Origin of the sequence: Klebsiella sp. BIGb0132, from assembly GCF_024810075.1 — a bacterium.
Lineage (GTDB): Bacteria > Pseudomonadota > Gammaproteobacteria > Enterobacterales > Enterobacteriaceae > Klebsiella > Klebsiella terrigena.
This window is the reverse complement of record NZ_JANUDW010000001.1, coordinates 875,524-890,389: the sequence shown is the minus strand read 5'-3', so window position 1 is coordinate 890,389 and position 14,866 is coordinate 875,524. Positions and strand designations below refer to the sequence as shown.

At 58.1% G+C, this 14,866-nt stretch carries 15 protein-coding genes; 7 read left to right on the top strand and 8 right to left on the bottom strand.

Annotation, left to right across the window (positions count from 1 at the left end):
* Nucleotides 1–13: 13 nt before the first annotated feature.
* The 5 genes from pxpB to nei are packed head-to-tail and all read left to right on the top strand — an operon-like array spanning nucleotide 14 to nucleotide 3,837.
* Nucleotides 14–670, top strand: a complete 657-nt coding sequence (gene pxpB / locus M2416_RS04105; protein ID WP_259222256.1) for a 5-oxoprolinase subunit PxpB — start codon at nucleotides 14–16, stop codon at nucleotides 668–670.
* Nucleotides 664–1,596: a 5-oxoprolinase subunit PxpC gene (pxpC, locus tag M2416_RS04100; RefSeq protein WP_259222253.1), complete on the top strand. Its 933-nt coding sequence runs from the start codon at nucleotides 664–666 to the stop codon at nucleotides 1,594–1,596. The genes pxpB and pxpC overlap by 7 nt, the downstream gene beginning before the upstream one ends.
* Nucleotides 1,586–2,344, top strand: coding sequence for a 5-oxoprolinase subunit PxpA (gene pxpA, locus M2416_RS04095; RefSeq protein WP_259222252.1), 759 nt, complete (start codon nucleotides 1,586–1,588; stop codon nucleotides 2,342–2,344). The genes pxpC and pxpA overlap by 11 nt, the downstream gene beginning before the upstream one ends.
* Before the next feature lie 41 nt (nucleotides 2,345–2,385).
* Nucleotides 2,386–3,030, top strand: a complete 645-nt coding sequence (gene pcp, locus M2416_RS04090; RefSeq protein ID WP_259222251.1) for a pyroglutamyl-peptidase I — start codon at nucleotides 2,386–2,388, stop codon at nucleotides 3,028–3,030.
* A gap of 15 nt (nucleotides 3,031–3,045) precedes the next feature.
* Entirely contained in the window at nucleotides 3,046–3,837 is a 792-nt protein-coding gene (gene nei / locus M2416_RS04085; protein WP_259222250.1) for an endonuclease VIII, read from the top strand.
* Nucleotides 3,838–3,907: 70 nt separating this feature from the next.
* On the opposite strand, the gene M2416_RS04080 is transcribed toward nei, so the two are convergent.
* From M2416_RS04080 to M2416_RS04055, 6 genes are all read right to left on the bottom strand, one after another.
* Nucleotides 3,908–5,293, bottom strand: a complete 1,386-nt coding sequence (locus M2416_RS04080) for a sugar porter family MFS transporter (protein ID WP_259222249.1) — start codon at nucleotides 5,291–5,293, stop codon at nucleotides 3,908–3,910.
* Nucleotides 5,294–5,306: 13 nt separating this feature from the next.
* Nucleotides 5,307–5,810: an RbsD/FucU domain-containing protein gene (locus tag M2416_RS04075; protein WP_259222248.1), complete on the bottom strand. Its 504-nt coding sequence runs from the start codon at nucleotides 5,808–5,810 to the stop codon at nucleotides 5,307–5,309.
* A gap of 85 nt (nucleotides 5,811–5,895) precedes the next feature.
* Nucleotides 5,896–7,278, bottom strand: coding sequence for a sugar porter family MFS transporter (locus M2416_RS04070; RefSeq protein WP_259222246.1), 1,383 nt, complete (start codon nucleotides 7,276–7,278; stop codon nucleotides 5,896–5,898).
* Between the two features lie 14 nt (nucleotides 7,279–7,292).
* Nucleotides 7,293–8,246 (bottom strand): 1-phosphofructokinase family hexose kinase, encoded by a 954-nt coding sequence (locus M2416_RS04065; RefSeq protein WP_259222245.1) that lies wholly within the window; start codon nucleotides 8,244–8,246, stop codon nucleotides 7,293–7,295.
* Complete coding sequence (locus tag M2416_RS04060) at nucleotides 8,243–9,586, bottom strand: FGGY-family carbohydrate kinase (protein WP_259222243.1); 1,344 nt, start codon at nucleotides 9,584–9,586, stop codon at nucleotides 8,243–8,245. The genes M2416_RS04065 and M2416_RS04060 overlap by 4 nt, the downstream gene beginning before the upstream one ends.
* Before the next feature lie 22 nt (nucleotides 9,587–9,608).
* The gene (locus M2416_RS04055; RefSeq protein ID WP_259222242.1) at nucleotides 9,609–11,006 is read right to left on the bottom strand and encodes an FAD-binding oxidoreductase; all 1,398 of its coding nucleotides are present in this window, start codon (nucleotides 11,004–11,006) and stop codon (nucleotides 9,609–9,611) included.
* 167 nt (nucleotides 11,007–11,173) lie between these two features.
* On the opposite strand from M2416_RS04055, the gene M2416_RS04050 reads away from it, so the two are divergent.
* On the top strand, nucleotides 11,174–12,025 hold the full coding sequence (locus tag M2416_RS04050) for a class I fructose-bisphosphate aldolase (protein WP_123707040.1): 852 nt from the start codon (nucleotides 11,174–11,176) through the stop codon (nucleotides 12,023–12,025).
* 15 nt (nucleotides 12,026–12,040) lie between these two features.
* Nucleotides 12,041–12,991 carry a YhfZ family protein gene (locus M2416_RS04045; RefSeq protein ID WP_259222239.1) on the top strand — a complete coding sequence of 317 codons (951 nt, stop codon included), beginning with the start codon at nucleotides 12,041–12,043 and terminating at the stop codon, nucleotides 12,989–12,991.
* A gap of 79 nt (nucleotides 12,992–13,070) precedes the next feature.
* On the opposite strand, the gene gltA is transcribed toward M2416_RS04045, so the two are convergent.
* Nucleotides 13,071–14,354, bottom strand: coding sequence for a citrate synthase (gene gltA, locus M2416_RS04040; RefSeq protein WP_041144630.1), 1,284 nt, complete (start codon nucleotides 14,352–14,354; stop codon nucleotides 13,071–13,073).
* A 180-nt stretch (nucleotides 14,355–14,534) separates the two neighbouring features.
* Nucleotides 14,535–14,666, bottom strand: a complete 132-nt coding sequence (locus tag M2416_RS27035) for a hypothetical protein (protein WP_421672170.1) — start codon at nucleotides 14,664–14,666, stop codon at nucleotides 14,535–14,537.
* Nucleotides 14,667–14,866 lie beyond the last annotated feature (200 nt).

Genomic DNA, 14,866 nt, shown 5'->3' with positions numbered 1-14,866 from the left:
GGGAGAGAGAAAAGTGCAGCGAGCGCGTTGTTATCTGCTAGGCGAAACGGCGGTAGTTCTGGAGCTGGAGCCCCCGGTGACGCTGGAAAGCCAAAAGCGCATCTGGCGCCTGGCCCAGCGGTTGGCGGACCATGAAGATGCGGTGGATGTGATACCGGGGATGAACAATATCACCGTGGTGCTGCGCCATCCGCAGCTCATGGCGTGGGATGCGATTGAACGTTTACAGCGCTGGTGGGAAGAGAGTGAAGCCCTGGAGCCTGAGTCGCGGGAGATTGCGATCCCGGTTATCTACGGCGGAGAGGCGGGTCCCGACCTCGGCGAGGTGGCGCGCCACTGCGGGTTGACGGAGAAGCAGGTGGTGGAGCTGCATTCGTCGGTGGAGTACGTGGTGTGGTTCCTCGGCTTCCAGCCGGGCTTCCCCTATCTCGGCGGCCTGCCGGAGCAGCTGGCAATGCCGCGTCGTGCGGAGCCGCGCCTGCAGGTTGCGGCGGGTTCAGTCGGCATCGGCGGCGCGCAAACCGGCGTCTATCCGCTGGCGACGCCGGGCGGCTGGCAGCTGCTGGGGCGCACGCCGCTGGCGCTATTTGATGCCCAGCATCAAGAGCCGGCGCTGCTGCGATCTGGCGACCGGGTACGCTTTGTGCCGCAAAAGGAGGGCCTATGTTGAAGATGATCCGCGCAGGGATGTACACCTCGGTGCAGGACGGCGGACGGGAAGGGCTGCGTCGGTCGGCCATCAGCCGCTGCGGCGCCCTGGATAAGCCGTCGCTGACGATCGCTAACCTGCTGGTAGGGAATGACGCCAATGCGGCCGCTCTGGAGATCACCCTTGGGCAGGTGGATATTGCGTTTGAACGCGACTGCTGGTTTGCGCTGACCGGCGCCGCCTGTGAGGCGACGGTGGACGGCAGGCCGGTATGGGTCGGCTGGCGGACGGCGGCGAAAGCCGGTCAGCATCTGGTGCTAAAAAATCCTCAGTACGGTATCCGCAGCTATCTGGCGGTGGCGGGGGGCATCGACGTGCCGGTGGTGCTGGGATCGCGCAGCACGGACCTGAAGGTCGGCATTGGCGGGCTGGAAGGGCGTCGTCTGCAGGACGGCGATCGGCTCAAGACGGGTAAAGCGTCCCGCGAGTTTAGCGGCCCGCAGGGCGTCAGGCAGCTGCCGATCGGCAACCGCATTCGCGCGCTGCCGGGGCCGGAATATCATGAATTCGACAGCGCCTCGCAGGCCTCCTTCTGGCGCTCTCCGTGGCAGTTGAGCGCCCAGAGCAACCGAATGGGCTATCGCCTGCAGGGACAGCCGCTCATACGCACCACCGATCGCGAAATGCTCTCTCACGGCCTGCTGCCCGGCGTGGTGCAGGTGCCGCATAGCGGTCAGCCGATCGTGCTGATGAACGATGCGCAAACCACCGGCGGCTATCCGCGGATTGCGAGCATCATTGAGGCGGATATGTACCAGCTGGCGCAAATTCCTTTGGGTCAGCCCATTCACTTTGTTCCCTGCTCGCTGGAGGAGGCGCTGAAAGCGCGCGCCGACCGCCAGCGCTACCTGGACCAGCTGGCGTGGAGGCTTAACGATGATAATTGACCTTAATGCCGATCTTGGCGAAGGTTGTGCCAACGACAGCGCTCTTTTACAGCTGGTCTCTTCCGCCAATATCGCCTGCGGTTTTCACGCCGGCGATGCGCTGCTGATGCACCAGTGCGTGCGCGAGGCGCTAAAATACGGCGTTGCCGTCGGGGCGCACCCCAGCTTCCCGGACCGGGAAAACTTCGGCCGCACCGCGATGCAGCTGCCGCCGGAGACGGTTTACGTCCAGACGCTGTACCAGATTGGCGCTCTGGCCGCGATTGTCCGCGCCGAGGGCGGCGAGCTGCGGCACGTCAAGCCGCACGGAATGCTCTACAACCAGGCGGCAAAAGAGGCTCCGCTGGCGGATGCGATTGCCAGAGCCGTTCGCGACTTTAACCCCGAGCTGGTGCTGGTGGGGCTGGCGGGCAGCGAGCTGATTCGGGCGGGCCAGCATTACCGGCTAGCCACCCGCCAGGAGGTGTTTGCCGACCGGGGATACCTGGCCGACGGCAGTCTGGTGCCGCGTTCACAGCCCGGCGCGCTGATTGCCGACGAGGAGCAGGCGCTGGCGCAGACCCTGGAAATGGTGCAGCACCACCGGGTGCGCAGCGTCACCGGCGAGTGGGCGCACGTTATGGCGGAAACCGTCTGCCTGCACGGCGACGGGGAGCACGCGCTGGAGTTTGCCCGTCGTCTACGGGCGGCGTTTGCCGGACGTCACGTTCAGGTCAGCGCGGCGGTGGAAGACCAGACGGGTAGATAGTTACAACATACTATAACGATGCCGGGAGAGGAGAAGGGAGCATGGCGGGCGTATTGATCACCGGTTTCGAACCGTTTGACGGCGAAGCGGTTAACCCTTCATGGGAAGTGGTAAAGCGACTCGATGGCGCTATCATTGCCGGAGAGCGCGTCGTGGCGCGGCAGCTGCCCTGCGTTTTTAACGAGGCGCTGACGGTACTTCACGCCGCGCTGGATGAATTCAGGCCCGTGTTAACCCTTGCTATTGGCCAGGCGGGAGGGCGGGCTGATATTACCGTTGAACGCGTGGCGATCAACGTCGACGATGCGCGGATCCCGGATAACAAGGGCCAGCAGCCGATCGATCGGCCGATCGTGGCCGATGGTCCGGCCGCCTGGTTCAGCAGCGTGCCGATCAAAGCGATCGTCGCCGCGCTGCGCCAGCAGGGCATTCCCGCATCGGTATCACAAACGGCGGGGACCTTCGTGTGTAATCACGTGATGTACGGTCTGTTGCATAAGCTGCAGGGTCAGGCTGGCGTAAAAGGCGGCTTTATTCATATTCCGTATCTGCCGGAGCAGGCTGCGGCCCATCCCGGCGAGGCGAGTATGGCGCTGGAAACGATACGCGCGGCGCTGGAAACGGCGATTGCCGTATCATTGACTCATGACGACGATCTCAGCGTTACCGGCGGCGCGACGCACTAACAGAAGGACGATATTATGCCGGAAGGTCCGGAAATCCGCCGCGCGGCGGATAGCCTGGAATTGGCGATTAAAGGCAAACCTCTGACCGAGGTGTGGTTTGCCTTCCCGCAGCTGCAGCCCTGGCAGTCTGAGCTGGTGGGCCAGCAGGTGACGCATATTGAGACGCGCGGTAAAGCGCTGTTGACGCATTTCTCCGGCGGGCTGACGCTGTACAGCCACAATCAGCTGTACGGCGTGTGGCGCGTGGTCGCGGCAGGAGAGCAGCCGTCGACCAACCGCATTCTGCGCGTCAGGCTGCAGACGGCGGAGAAGGCGGTGCTGCTCTACAGCGCTTCGGATATTGAAATATTGACCCCGGCGCAGCTGGCGGTTCACCCTTTCTTACTCCGGGTCGGCCCTGACGTGCTGGATATGAGCCTGACGGTGGAAGAGGTCAAGGCCCGCCTGCTGTCGGCAAAATTCCGTCAGCGTCAGTTTTCCGGCCTGCTGCTGGACCAGGCATTCCTCGCCGGGCTGGGCAACTATCTGCGCGTTGAGATTCTCTGGCAGGTGGGATTGACCGGGTGGCACAAGGCCTCGGCGCTGACGGACAGCCAGCTCGATGCCCTGGCGCAGGCGCTGCTGGCGATCCCGCGTCTGTCCTACACTACCCGCGGCCAGGTGGATGAAAATCGGCACCACGGGGCGCTGTTTCGCTTTAAGGTTTTCCACCGCGACGGCGAGCCCTGCGAACGCTGCGGCACGCTTATCGAGAGAACCATGCTCTCCTCGAGGCCGTTCTACTGGTGCCCAGGCTGCCAGCACTAAAGCGGCTTGCAAACCCTGTGCGTAGGCGGGCAGGGTTAGCGTGATTTTTTGCCGGCGGGTCGTGTCGTATTCAGGCCGAGCTCATCTCGGCGCTGATTTGCTCTAGGGATTTATCTTTGGTCTCCGTTACGCAGAAGAGATTGAGTAAAAACCACAGCAGACAGCACAACCCATAGAGCAGGAAAGGGAAACTGCCGTTGAACCACTCGTTGAGCACGCGGCTATCCGTCAGCATCGGGAAAGTCTGGGAGACAATAAAACTACCGCTCCAGATTAAAAATGTCGCCCATGACATCAGCTTACCGCGAATAATGTTCGGTGACAGCTCCGGGATAATTATCCATAGAATAGGTCCGACGGTTCCGCCAAAAAATAAAATATAGATAATCATAATCACCAGCATAAAGATGCTGGTGACGCCCATCCAGATTAAAATTCCGAGCAGCGTAAGCGATACAAAGCAGACAAACGATCCGACGACCAGGAGCTTACGTCGGCCATATTTATCCACCCGATACACGGCCCATACCGCAGCGGCAAAAAATGCGATTCCGATAATAATTTGCTGATAATAGGCGGTGCGTTCGTTGGCGATGCCAATATTTTCAAGTAATACGTTGCCATAATACAGGACGGCGTTAATGCCACAAAGATTTGCCAGCAGTGCCATGGCGAAGATCGTAAATGATACCCGGCGGTATTTTTTCGATAATAGTGAGGTGGTGGCCCCTGAGTTTCCGGCTCCGCAATCGGCAAATGAGCGTTTAATTTCCGACAATTCAGCGGTACAGTCATAGCCCTCGCCATTAATATATTTCATTATCTTATTTGCTTCGGCATCCCTGTTTTTACCCATTAGCCAACGTGGGGATTCTGGCAAAAAGCAGACGAGGACCATAAACAAACAGCCGGGAAGCGCCATCGCGCCTAACATAAAGCGCCATGAATATTGAGTCGCCCACGCCTGGTCTGGCGCCTGGGCGGCGACCAGCGCATTGACCAGATAGACCAGCAGGATGCCGAAAGCGATCATCATCTGATAAAACCCCAGCGTTTTACCGCGTATTTCCGGTGCCGATATTTCGCCGATATACACGGGGGCGGTAGCCGAACCCAGGCCGACGCCGACGCCACCAAGGATCCTGAACAGGATAAACAGGGTAAAGTTATAGGGGAACGCGGTAAATATCCCCGCTAAAAAAACCAGTAACCCGGAGATTAGCAAGGCTTTTTTCCTCCCCAAAGCGTTATTGATAAACTGCCCGCTCAGCGCGCCTATCATAAACCCTAACACTACCGAAGAAACCGCCCACCCTGTACCGATAGCATCGAGTGAAAAATATTTACTGAGATGAGAGATTGCCCCGGCGATAACTGCGGAATCAAATCCATACAACAACCCCGCTAATGAGGCAATGAGGGACAGTTTATAACTCATATGATGTGTTGTATTCATGTGCAGGCATCCGTCAGTAAATTTTTTTTATTCTGGGTACGGCCTTGTCGGTAATCCGTCGGGAACGTTCAATATATTCCGGGATGATTTTCATGGAGTCGTCGAACCAGGCATCAGGATCGGTGCTGGCAACCAGCGCAAAGTTTCCCCAGGGCATCAGTGAACCGGAACGAATAGTCACTTTAGCCCGCGGATAAATATCGGTAACAAGATTGCTGTGCGGAATCAAGGTGAAGTCGGCACCGCTGCCGGTAAATATCTCGGTTACGCAGGTGAGTAGTTTTGGATTATTATCCGGGACCTCGTCGGCAAAAATAACTTCTTCGATGAAAATTTCATTGCGCAGGACGGCGAGAATTTCAAGAAGATCGATGCTCCCGGAATAAAAGGCAAGATCGATGCGGTTCGCGTTAGCGGGAATCGGTGCACCAGCATCGGTAACTAATATAATGTCGCCATGTCCTAAACTGGCTAGCGCTGAGGCGATTTGCGGATGTAGGATTTTTCCAGGTCTCATAATGTACTCCGGATAGTGTTATGTATATAAGTAAAATAGGGTACAGGGTGTCAGGTGGTGAAACGCTCCCGCCGTGGGCAAAGGATTATTTATGGTGTAATTCGAGTTCTATTTCCTCCAGGGTCTTGCCTTTAGTTTCAGGAACCATAGTCAGGACAAAAATTAGCGCGACCGCCGAGGTGGCGGCAAAAATAAAGAATGTGCCTGCCGCACTGATATTTTCCACGAGGACCGGGAAAAAGCGTGACACGAAGAAGTTGCCTCCCCAAAGGGCAAACGTTGCGATAGAAACCGCCACGCCGCGGACCTGAATAGGGAATATTTCTGCGATGATGACGTAGGCCACGGTGCCATAAGAGACGGCGAAGATAGCCACATAGGCGAGAATACTCAGCAGCAGCAGGGTGGTGTGCGCTTCGCTGGCGCGGAACAGCATCCCAATGCAGGTTAGCGCAATGGTCATACCGATAGAGCCGAAAATCAGCAGCGAACGGCGTCCGACTCTATCAATGATCCACATGGAGAGCAGGGTCGAAATAACCAGCGTCAGGCCAATCAGCACGGTAAAAGACATCGCGCCGCTGACATCCACACCCGCTGTTTTAAAGATTTCCGGGGCGTAGTAAAAAATGGCGTTAATCCCGGTAATTTGTTGAAACAGCGCCACGCAAAAGCCGACGATCAGCGCCTTACGCAGGCGGGGGGCAAACAGCTCGCTCAGCCGGGACTGGCTTTCATTTTGTAACGCGGATTGGATCGCCGCCAGCTGCTGCCTGGCCGTTGCTTCATCCGGATTAATTTTTCGCAGCACCTCGAGCCCCTTCGCATCATGCCCCTTGCGCAGCAGCCAGCGTGGGCTTTCCGGCACCCATGCCAGCAGGATCAGAAAGATTACCGCCGGGGCGATGCCGGTCGCGAAGATAATCCGCCAGCCGTATTCGATATTCCACGCTTCGCTGGCGCTACTGGCGATGATTGCCGCAATCGAAAAAATGGCCAGATTGCCCACGCAGTTAAAAAGCTGATTTAACGACACCAGCCGACCGCGAATGTGCGCCGGGGACACCTCGGCGATGTAGAGCGGCGCGATGGTTGTTTCCACGCCGATACCCACCCCCACGAGGATGCGAAACCACACCAGCATCTCCGCCGAGGTCGCCATGGCCTGGCCGAGTACGCCAAAAATAAAAATCAGCGCCGTCAGCAGCAGAACTTTTTTTCGTCCTACCGCATCGGAAATCGGCCCCGCCAGCGCAACGCCGATGATACAGCCCACGATAATCGACGACGTCACCCAGCCGATACCGTTCGCATCAAGGGTGAATTTGCTTTGTAAAAAACCGACGGAGCCGGAAATACTGCCGTTATCAAAACCAAACAGAAACCCGCCGACGGCGGTCACAATGGAGATCAACAGAACGTTACGCATCCAGGCGTTTTTTGCTGAGATAGAGGCATGACTGACCATAATACACTCCGTTATTAAGCGGGTGAGCGTACCGCGCTTACCGCGCAGCGTTGTTGTAATACATGAAGGCTGACGTCGGCGGCCAGGCCTGCCGTTGAGCTGGCCGCATTGGCCGCGCCGCAGGCCGCCGCGAGCGTCAGGTGCGCCGCCCAGCCCAACTGCGGCCGGGCCAGCAGGCTGGCGATGAGCCCGGCGCAGTACGCATCGCCAGAGCCAACCGCGCTGAGCGTCGCCACGGCGGGGGCGGTGACTGTAAAATTTCCGTCCGGGGTAAGCGCCTGGGTTGGCTGCTGTCCATCGGTAATAATCACGCAGCGCACGCCCTGCGTGAGCCAGTAGCCGGGTAAATCGTCCGCCGTCTCTGCATTGGCCTGCCGCAGCTCATCGCGGTTGATTTTGATGATGTCAGGCAGCGCGGCGGCGGATTGCAGCAGCGCGGCCCCGTGGGTATCGAGCAGCGAAAGGACGCCGTGTTCGCGGGCCAGGGATATCCAGCGCCCGTACTCGTCCGGCGTCAGGTTCTGCGCCAGAGAACCGGTGCAAACAACGGCGCTGGCGCGAGGAAGCTCCGTCGCCAGCATGCTCCACAAACGACGGTATTCCTCGGGCTGAATAGCCGGGCCAACGGCGTTGTAGACGCTGGCTTTGTCCGGTGCTTTTTGCTCCGTCACCACCTCGCAGATGCGGGTGCTCGCGGCAATCTCGCACCAGCGTCCGTCCAGCCTTTCCTCGGCCAACAGCTCGCGGCATAGCCGACCCGTCGCGCCGCCAAGAAAACCGAGCAGCAGGGGCTCCGGCGCGTTTTCCAGCTGTCGCTGAAGCTGGCGTAAAACGCGCGCCACGTTTACCCCTTTCCCGCCGGCCAGGGTTTTATCGTTCAGCAGGCGATGGACCGTTCCGGGGCACTGTTGGTCGACCAGCAGCAGGCGTTCAATAGCCGTATTCAGCGAGGCGATAAGCACGTTCACAGGCGGTTCTCCCGGTGAGTGGTAATGAGCCAGCTTTCGCGAGCGATCATGGCGGCACCCGTGGCAACCGGTTCAGCGAGCTCGCTGACGAACAGCGGCATTTTCCAACGGCGTTTGCGGTGCTCAAGCATCTCCTTACGCTGGAATAGCGAGCCCATCAGCACGGCATCCTGAGGGCGGATTGCGCCAATCTCGCACATCCTGGTCAGCAGTCGAAATGCGCGATCGGCGATATGGTTCAGGGTTGCCTGCACGATGCTTGCCGGCTGAACACCGGCAGGCAAATGGTGCAGTGAAAACAGGCCCAGAGATTCGTCTTCATTAACCGAGACCGACACGCCAGGCGTGTGCGCCTCCTCGAGCAGCTCGCGAAACAGCGGATCGTAATCCCCCTGATAGAGCAGTTCCGCCAGCGTCTGAATGATTTTCCCCGACGGCGTCGCACAGCCCATGACAAATTCTCCCGGCTGCCAGGTTCGTTCGATATCCACGCCAAGCTGCCAGGCGATCGGCGTATCCGGGAAGTGGGGCGTCAGCACCATCAGATATTCCGAGGTGCCGATCGAATCGAAGACGTGAGTGGGCTGGCGACTCTGAACCGCCCAGGCGGCAATAATTTGATCGTGCCCGCCGGCAAAAACGCAGGCTGCCGGGTGCAGCGCCACTCCGGGAAGAGCCTGAGGGCTAATCTCCCCGCAGTGCTCGCCGGTGTTAACCGTCGCCGGGAAAATTTCGGGGCGCAGTCCGAGCCTATCCAGCGTGGGTTCATGGAGGCGCATCGATTGTAAATCGACGCACTGCGAGTGGGTTATTTGCGACGTGCAGGCCCGCCATTCGCCGGTTAAACGCCACATGGTGTAGCTGCCGAAATCTACCCACTGGTCGATTTGCCTCCAGAGATCGGGATGCTGCTGGCGTATCCAGCTCAGCCGTTCCGGACTCTGGTTCGGGCGCGATCGCATCCCGGAAACAGCGTAATGCGCCTGGCTATCCAGCCAGAGATGAACGTCGTCGGGCAGCGCGGCGGCAGGGTAGTTCTCCCACCACGCCAGCGATGGATAGATAACATCACCATAGCGATTGACCGCCACCGACTCCTCCTGGCCGAAGGTGCCGATGGAGATCGCCGCCAGCGGACCGCAGGAGCGGGCCTCGCTGCGGGAGTAGTCGATGATAAGCGCCGCCACGGTTTGCCAAACCGCCTGAGCATCGTGGAAGGTCAGCCCGTCGCGCTGGAGGACGGGCGTGCGGCACTTTTTCACCGCCAGCGGCTGACCGTCTTCGTCGATGCCGATAATTTTTATATGCGTGGTGCCAATATCAATGCCGAGAAACCACATGGTGATGACCCTCAGTTAAGCGTTACAGCCCCAATTTGCCTGGGTTGAGAATGCCGTTTGGATCGAGCGCCTGCTTGACGCGTCGCAGCAGAATATGCGCCGAAGCAAGCGATTCCCGGGCATAGGGTGAGCGTACCAGTCCGCCGCCGTGGTGGTGCGAGAGCTCGGCGCCGTGCGCCAGGCAGATGCGCATCGCCTCCCGCCAGATAGTGCGCAGCTTATCGACCGCCTCAGCATCGTTGGCTTCGTGCCCGAGAAGGATCATGTACATGGAGGTCCCCTGCGGATAGACGTGGGAGAAATGCGAGAGAACTTCGCCGGCCAGCGGCGTCAGCGTTTGATTCAGGTCGTGATACAGGCCGGCAATACCGTCCCAGGTATGAGCGACTTCGATGGTTTCGGCAAAGCCGCCGCTGCAATCCAGCAGCTTTTCGACCGTTGAGAAGTCGAAGCGGCGATCCATCCACTGCAGTACGCCCTGAGGGCCGATCGATTTGCCGCCGTGACGCTGGACAAGGGTCATAAATGCGTCCATTTCTGCGCGGGCGACGGCCTCAACGCCCTGAGTGCCGAGGAACATCACCGGCTTGTCCTGAGCCGGATTTTGCATCGCGTGGCGGGCCTCGGTGGGATCGTACAGCCGGAGGAGGAAAGGGCGCAGCCCGGCCATCGCCTGTTCGCGCATGATCTGCAGTCCGGCTTCGACGGAGGGCAGCTCCAGGGTGTCGTAAAGACGGGTTTGCGGCAGCGGGAATATCTTAAGCTGCACCGAGGTTACGACGCCCAGCGTTCCTTCGGCGCCGATAAAAAGCTGGCGTAGATCCGGCCCCATCGCCGCGCGCGGCGAGGCTTTCAGCCGTACCTTTTCGCCCGTTGCGAGGATAACCGTATAGCCGGTAATGAGATCTTCAATTCCGCCGTAGTAAGAGGAGAACTGGCCGGTCGCCAGCGTTGATAGCCAGCCGCCAACGCTGGACTGGTACAGCGATTGCGGTGAGTGTCCTAGCGTCCAGCCCATCTGCTGCAGTTCATCTTCCAACTGACCGCCGTTGTAGCCGGCGGAGACTTCGACGGTCAGGTTGGTCGTATTGATTGCGCGCTGATGCGCCATGCCGCTGAGATCGAGGACGATACCGCCCCGCGTGGGTAGCGGCTGTCCGGTGACCGAAGATGCCAGGGCCCGAGGGGTGACCGGCGTATCGTTCGCCGTCGCCAGCGCCAGCACCTGCTGGATCTGTTGCTCATCGGTGACCTTCACCACAACGTCCGCCTGGTAATCATGGCACCCTAAGCGCCTGAGCTTTGTCGACAGTGGCCAGGTATCGTGGCTTGAGGCCTGAAGGGTTTCGCGGTCGCTCAGTACCTGCTGTTCTGGCAATATATTTTTCAAGGCGCTAATGAGATGAGAAATGTCCGGCATACCAACTCCTGCATTGACAATTGTAGAGAACATCCTGGCGGTCTGGCGGAGAAAACGCGCTCAGGGATAATTCATTGACATCGTGTTGATGGCTAATATACGATCAATTTGCAGAAAGCTGCAAATTGCATTTTATTTTTTTAGTCAACTTTGTGAAGGAGAGCAAGATGGATTCCCGTACCGGCAAGGCAGTTCGTTTAAGTCGTATTTTGCGCCCGGAAACAGGGCACGCGGTGGTCGTCGCCGCCTCCCACGGGGTGATGTCCGGCCCACCGTCGGGGCTGAAAACCCGCAGGGATATTGAAACCGTCTTTGCCCAGCTGCGCGGCGCGGATGGGGTGATGGTTTCGCCGGGGATGATCCCGCTGGTGGATCAGACGTTTATGGGGCGCGACAGGCCGGGGTTTGTGCTGCATCTCGACTGGAAAAACCACGCGCGTTCGATCTATACGCCGGGAAAAGATGGCCGCAGCGAAGGCGTGCTGGTGCAGCTGGCAGAAATTAGCGAGGTGGCCGCCAGCGGTATTGATGCAGTGATGACCTATATGTACCTCGGGCAGAAGGATACGGCGCTGGAACAGGCGGAAATTGCGCGCAACGCGCGTATTGTTCGCGAATGTGAACGATACGGTATCGCGGTGATTATCGAACCCCGCTCGGCGCTGGAGGGCATCGATCCCGACGCGCTTAGCGCCGGGGTGATGAGTATGTACTGCCGCATTGCCGCCGATATCGGCGCGGATCTGGTGAAGGCGCTTTGGCCCGGCTCGGTGGAGGATTTTGCTGCGGTAACAAGCACCTGCTATACTCCGGTGCTGCTGGCAGGCGGTGCGGGCGGCGAAGATCCGCAGTCAACGCTGCAGCTGGCGGCCGATGCCATGCAGGCGGGAGCGAAAGGGGTCATGTTTGGACGACGTATTTTCCGCGCGCAGCGGCCGGCCGGCGTGCTTCGCGCGCTGAATGCCGTGGTGCATGAAAACCACAGCGTTGAACGGGCGCTGCGGCTTCTGGAACAGTAAGAGTTGACGGAAACAATGACGGTTATTGCGCACGATGCGAAACAGCTTTCTCCGGTCGCATTTATTGCCCGCACGATTATCTCGCTTGGGCTATCCGGCCGTCTGCCGACCACCTCCTGGTTTCAGGAGGTGCTGGATATTGGCTCTGGTACGGTGCAAAAGGCGCTGCAGGAGCTGAAAAAAGACGGCGCGGTCAATCTCGTCTCTCGCGGGCACCAGGGGACGTTTGTGGTCTCCTGGGATTTCCCGACGCTCTGGGACGCCGCGCGCATGCCGCCGGTGCATATCCTGCTGCCGCCTCGAGGCTCCCTCGAAGCGACGCAGGTGGCCTCCGCGTTTGTACAACAGTCCGAATGCTGGGGTGTGGTCACCACCGTCGGCTATCTGCGCGGCGCGCGTTCGCGCCTGGCCGCTTTTGAGCATCATGCGGTGGATATTGTTCTGCTCTCTTCCGGCTCTGCACAAATGCTGATGGCGGATGCCGCCGAACAGGGCTTCGAGCTCTTTGACGTCGGCTACGGAAGCTACTATCGACCGGGTAGTCTGGTGGTGGTGGAGAAAACCGATGCGGCATTATCCCGGCGCCCGCGCGTCGGCATCGATTTTCATTCCAGCGATCATCAGCGGCTGACGCGAGCCCAGTTCCCGGAAGCGGATTATGAGTATGTGGAAGTGGATTTTACCCTGCTGCCGCGTTCCGTTTTTCTCGGCGAAATTGATACCGGCGTCTGGCATCAGCAGGCATCGCTGATTCCGCTGGATAAGGTCGGGTTGAACATTTGTCCGCTGGATAATCCGTCCGCGCAGGCGCTGGCCAAAGAGATTTCCAGCGCGGTGCTGGTGGTCCGCTCGTCCTCTCCCGTAGCCCAACTGCTGCATCAGCTCGATCTTCCGCGCCTGCAGCAGCAATCATCTCAGGCGTTCGATAGCCTCAATGACGTTCAACTGGCGTTTCGTCTGCCCTGAAGGGTGCTCAGATAGCGGCGATATCGCAGCCATAAAAAAACGCGCCCTTAAGGCGCGTTTTTTGTTGCCGAAACCTGGCTTAGTGCTTGATGTCGCACTTGAAATCGCGTTTGTCGTAGCCGGTGTACAGCTGACGCGGACGGGCAATTTTCATGCCGTCGCTGTGCATTTCGTTCCAGTGGGCAATCCAGCCTACGGTACGCGCCATCGCGAAGATAACGGTAAACATGGAGGACGGAATACCCATCGCTTTCAGGATGATACCGGAGTAGAAATCGACGTTCGGATAGAGTTTCTTCTCGATGAAGTACGGGTCGTTGAGCGCAATGTGCTCAAGCTCCATCGCCACTTCCAGCAGATCGTCTTTGGTGCCCAGCTCTTTCAGCACTTCATGGCAGGTTTCACGCATGACGGTGGCGCGCGGGTCGTAGTTTTTGTACACGCGGTGGCCAAAGCCCATCAGGCGGAAAGAGTCATTTTTATCTTTCGCGCGACGAACGAATTCCGGAATGTGCTCAACGGAGCTGATCTCTTCCAGCATCTTCAGCGCCGCTTCGTTCGCGCCGCCGTGCGCCGGTCCCCACAGGGAGGCGATGCCCGCAGCGATACAGGCGAACGGGTTCGCGCCTGAGGAGCCTGCGGTACGGACGGTTGAGGTTGACGCGTTCTGCTCGTGGTCAGCGTGCAGGATCAGAATACGGTCCATGGCGCGTTCCAGTACCGGATTAACCTCGTAGGTTTCACACGGCGTGGAGAACATCATATTCAGGAAGTTACCCGCGTAGGAGAGGTCGTTGCGCGGATAAACAAAAGGCTGGCCGATTGAATATTTGTAACACATCGCTGCCATTGTCGGCATTTTGGACAGCAGGCGGAACGCCGCGATATCTCGGTGGCGTGGATTATTAACGTCCAGGGAGTCGTGATAGAACGCCGCCAGCGCGCCGGTAATACCGCACATCACCGCCATCGGGTGCGAGTCGCGACGAAACGCGTGGAACAGACGGGTAATCTGCTCGTGGATCATGGTGTGGCGGGTAACGGTGGTTTTGAACTCTTCGTACTGGGCTTGATTCGGCTTTTCGCCGTTCAGCAGGATGTAGCAGACTTCAAGGTAGTTGGACTCGGTCGCTAACTGATCGATCGGGAAACCACGGTGGAGCAGAATACCTTCATCACCGTCGATAAACGTGATTTTAGATTCACACGATGCGGTTGAAGTGAAACCAGGGTCAAAGGTAAATACGCCTTTTGAACCAAGACTACGAATATCAATAACATCCTGGCCTAGCGTGCCTTTTAGCACATCCAGTTCGATAGCAGTATCACCACCTAGGGTGATTTTTGCTTTTGCATCAGACATTTATGGTCTCCTTAGCGCCTTTATTGCTTAAGACTGCCGGGGGGGATTTGCCTTCGGCTCGTGCCTGATTACGTTACCAGTTTGTTATGTTGCACACAGCTCTGCGACAGCGGAATTGGCAGGGTACAGAGCAAAGGCGCTTGATGGAACGTTTTCAGTTTACGACGAAATAACAGCAAATCAGCGTTTTAGCAGCCCGAATTTAAAAATCGTTATACCACTAATAACCGTCCTGATTACATTGGTCAATACCGTCACACTGTTGCATAACTTATTCTCAGGTGAAAGAGTGACCCCATAACTTTTGAGCATTATTGCATTTATCTGGTAATGGTTGTAACAAGAATGTTTAATATTTGTCAAATCAGGTGATTAAATTTTAAAATAATGTTGTTATCGTGACTTTGATCACTGTTCGGGACAAAACCCGACAAACTATATGTAGGTTAATTGTAATGATTTTGTGAACGGCCTATACTGCCGCCAGGTCTCCGGAACACCCTGCAATCCCG

Excerpts from the sequence above, each read along its gene's own strand:
- pxpC (WP_259222253.1), top strand. The coding sequence starts at position 664 with ATGTTGAAGATGATCCGCGCAGGGATGTACACCTCGGTGCAGGACGGC.
- pxpA (WP_259222252.1), top strand. The coding sequence starts at position 1,586 with ATGATAATTGACCTTAATGCCGATCTTGGCGAAGGTTGTGCCAACGAC.
- pcp (WP_259222251.1), top strand. The coding sequence starts at position 2,386 with ATGGCGGGCGTATTGATCACCGGTTTCGAACCGTTTGACGGCGAAGCG.
- nei (WP_259222250.1), top strand. The coding sequence starts at position 3,046 with ATGCCGGAAGGTCCGGAAATCCGCCGCGCGGCGGATAGCCTGGAATTG.
- M2416_RS04080 (WP_259222249.1), bottom strand. The coding sequence starts at position 5,293 with ATGAATACAACACATCATATGAGTTATAAACTGTCCCTCATTGCCTCA.
- M2416_RS04075 (WP_259222248.1), bottom strand. The coding sequence starts at position 5,810 with ATGAGACCTGGAAAAATCCTACATCCGCAAATCGCCTCAGCGCTAGCC.
- M2416_RS04070 (WP_259222246.1), bottom strand. The coding sequence starts at position 7,278 with ATGGTCAGTCATGCCTCTATCTCAGCAAAAAACGCCTGGATGCGTAAC.
- M2416_RS04060 (WP_259222243.1), bottom strand. The coding sequence starts at position 9,586 with ATGTGGTTTCTCGGCATTGATATTGGCACCACGCATATAAAAATTATC.
- M2416_RS04055 (WP_259222242.1), bottom strand. The coding sequence starts at position 11,006 with ATGCCGGACATTTCTCATCTCATTAGCGCCTTGAAAAATATATTGCCA.
- M2416_RS04050 (WP_123707040.1), top strand. The coding sequence starts at position 11,174 with ATGGATTCCCGTACCGGCAAGGCAGTTCGTTTAAGTCGTATTTTGCGC.
- M2416_RS04045 (WP_259222239.1), top strand. The coding sequence starts at position 12,041 with ATGACGGTTATTGCGCACGATGCGAAACAGCTTTCTCCGGTCGCATTT.
- gltA (WP_041144630.1), bottom strand. The coding sequence starts at position 14,354 with ATGTCTGATGCAAAAGCAAAAATCACCCTAGGTGGTGATACTGCTATC.
- M2416_RS27035 (WP_421672170.1), bottom strand. The coding sequence starts at position 14,666 with ATGCTCAAAAGTTATGGGGTCACTCTTTCACCTGAGAATAAGTTATGC.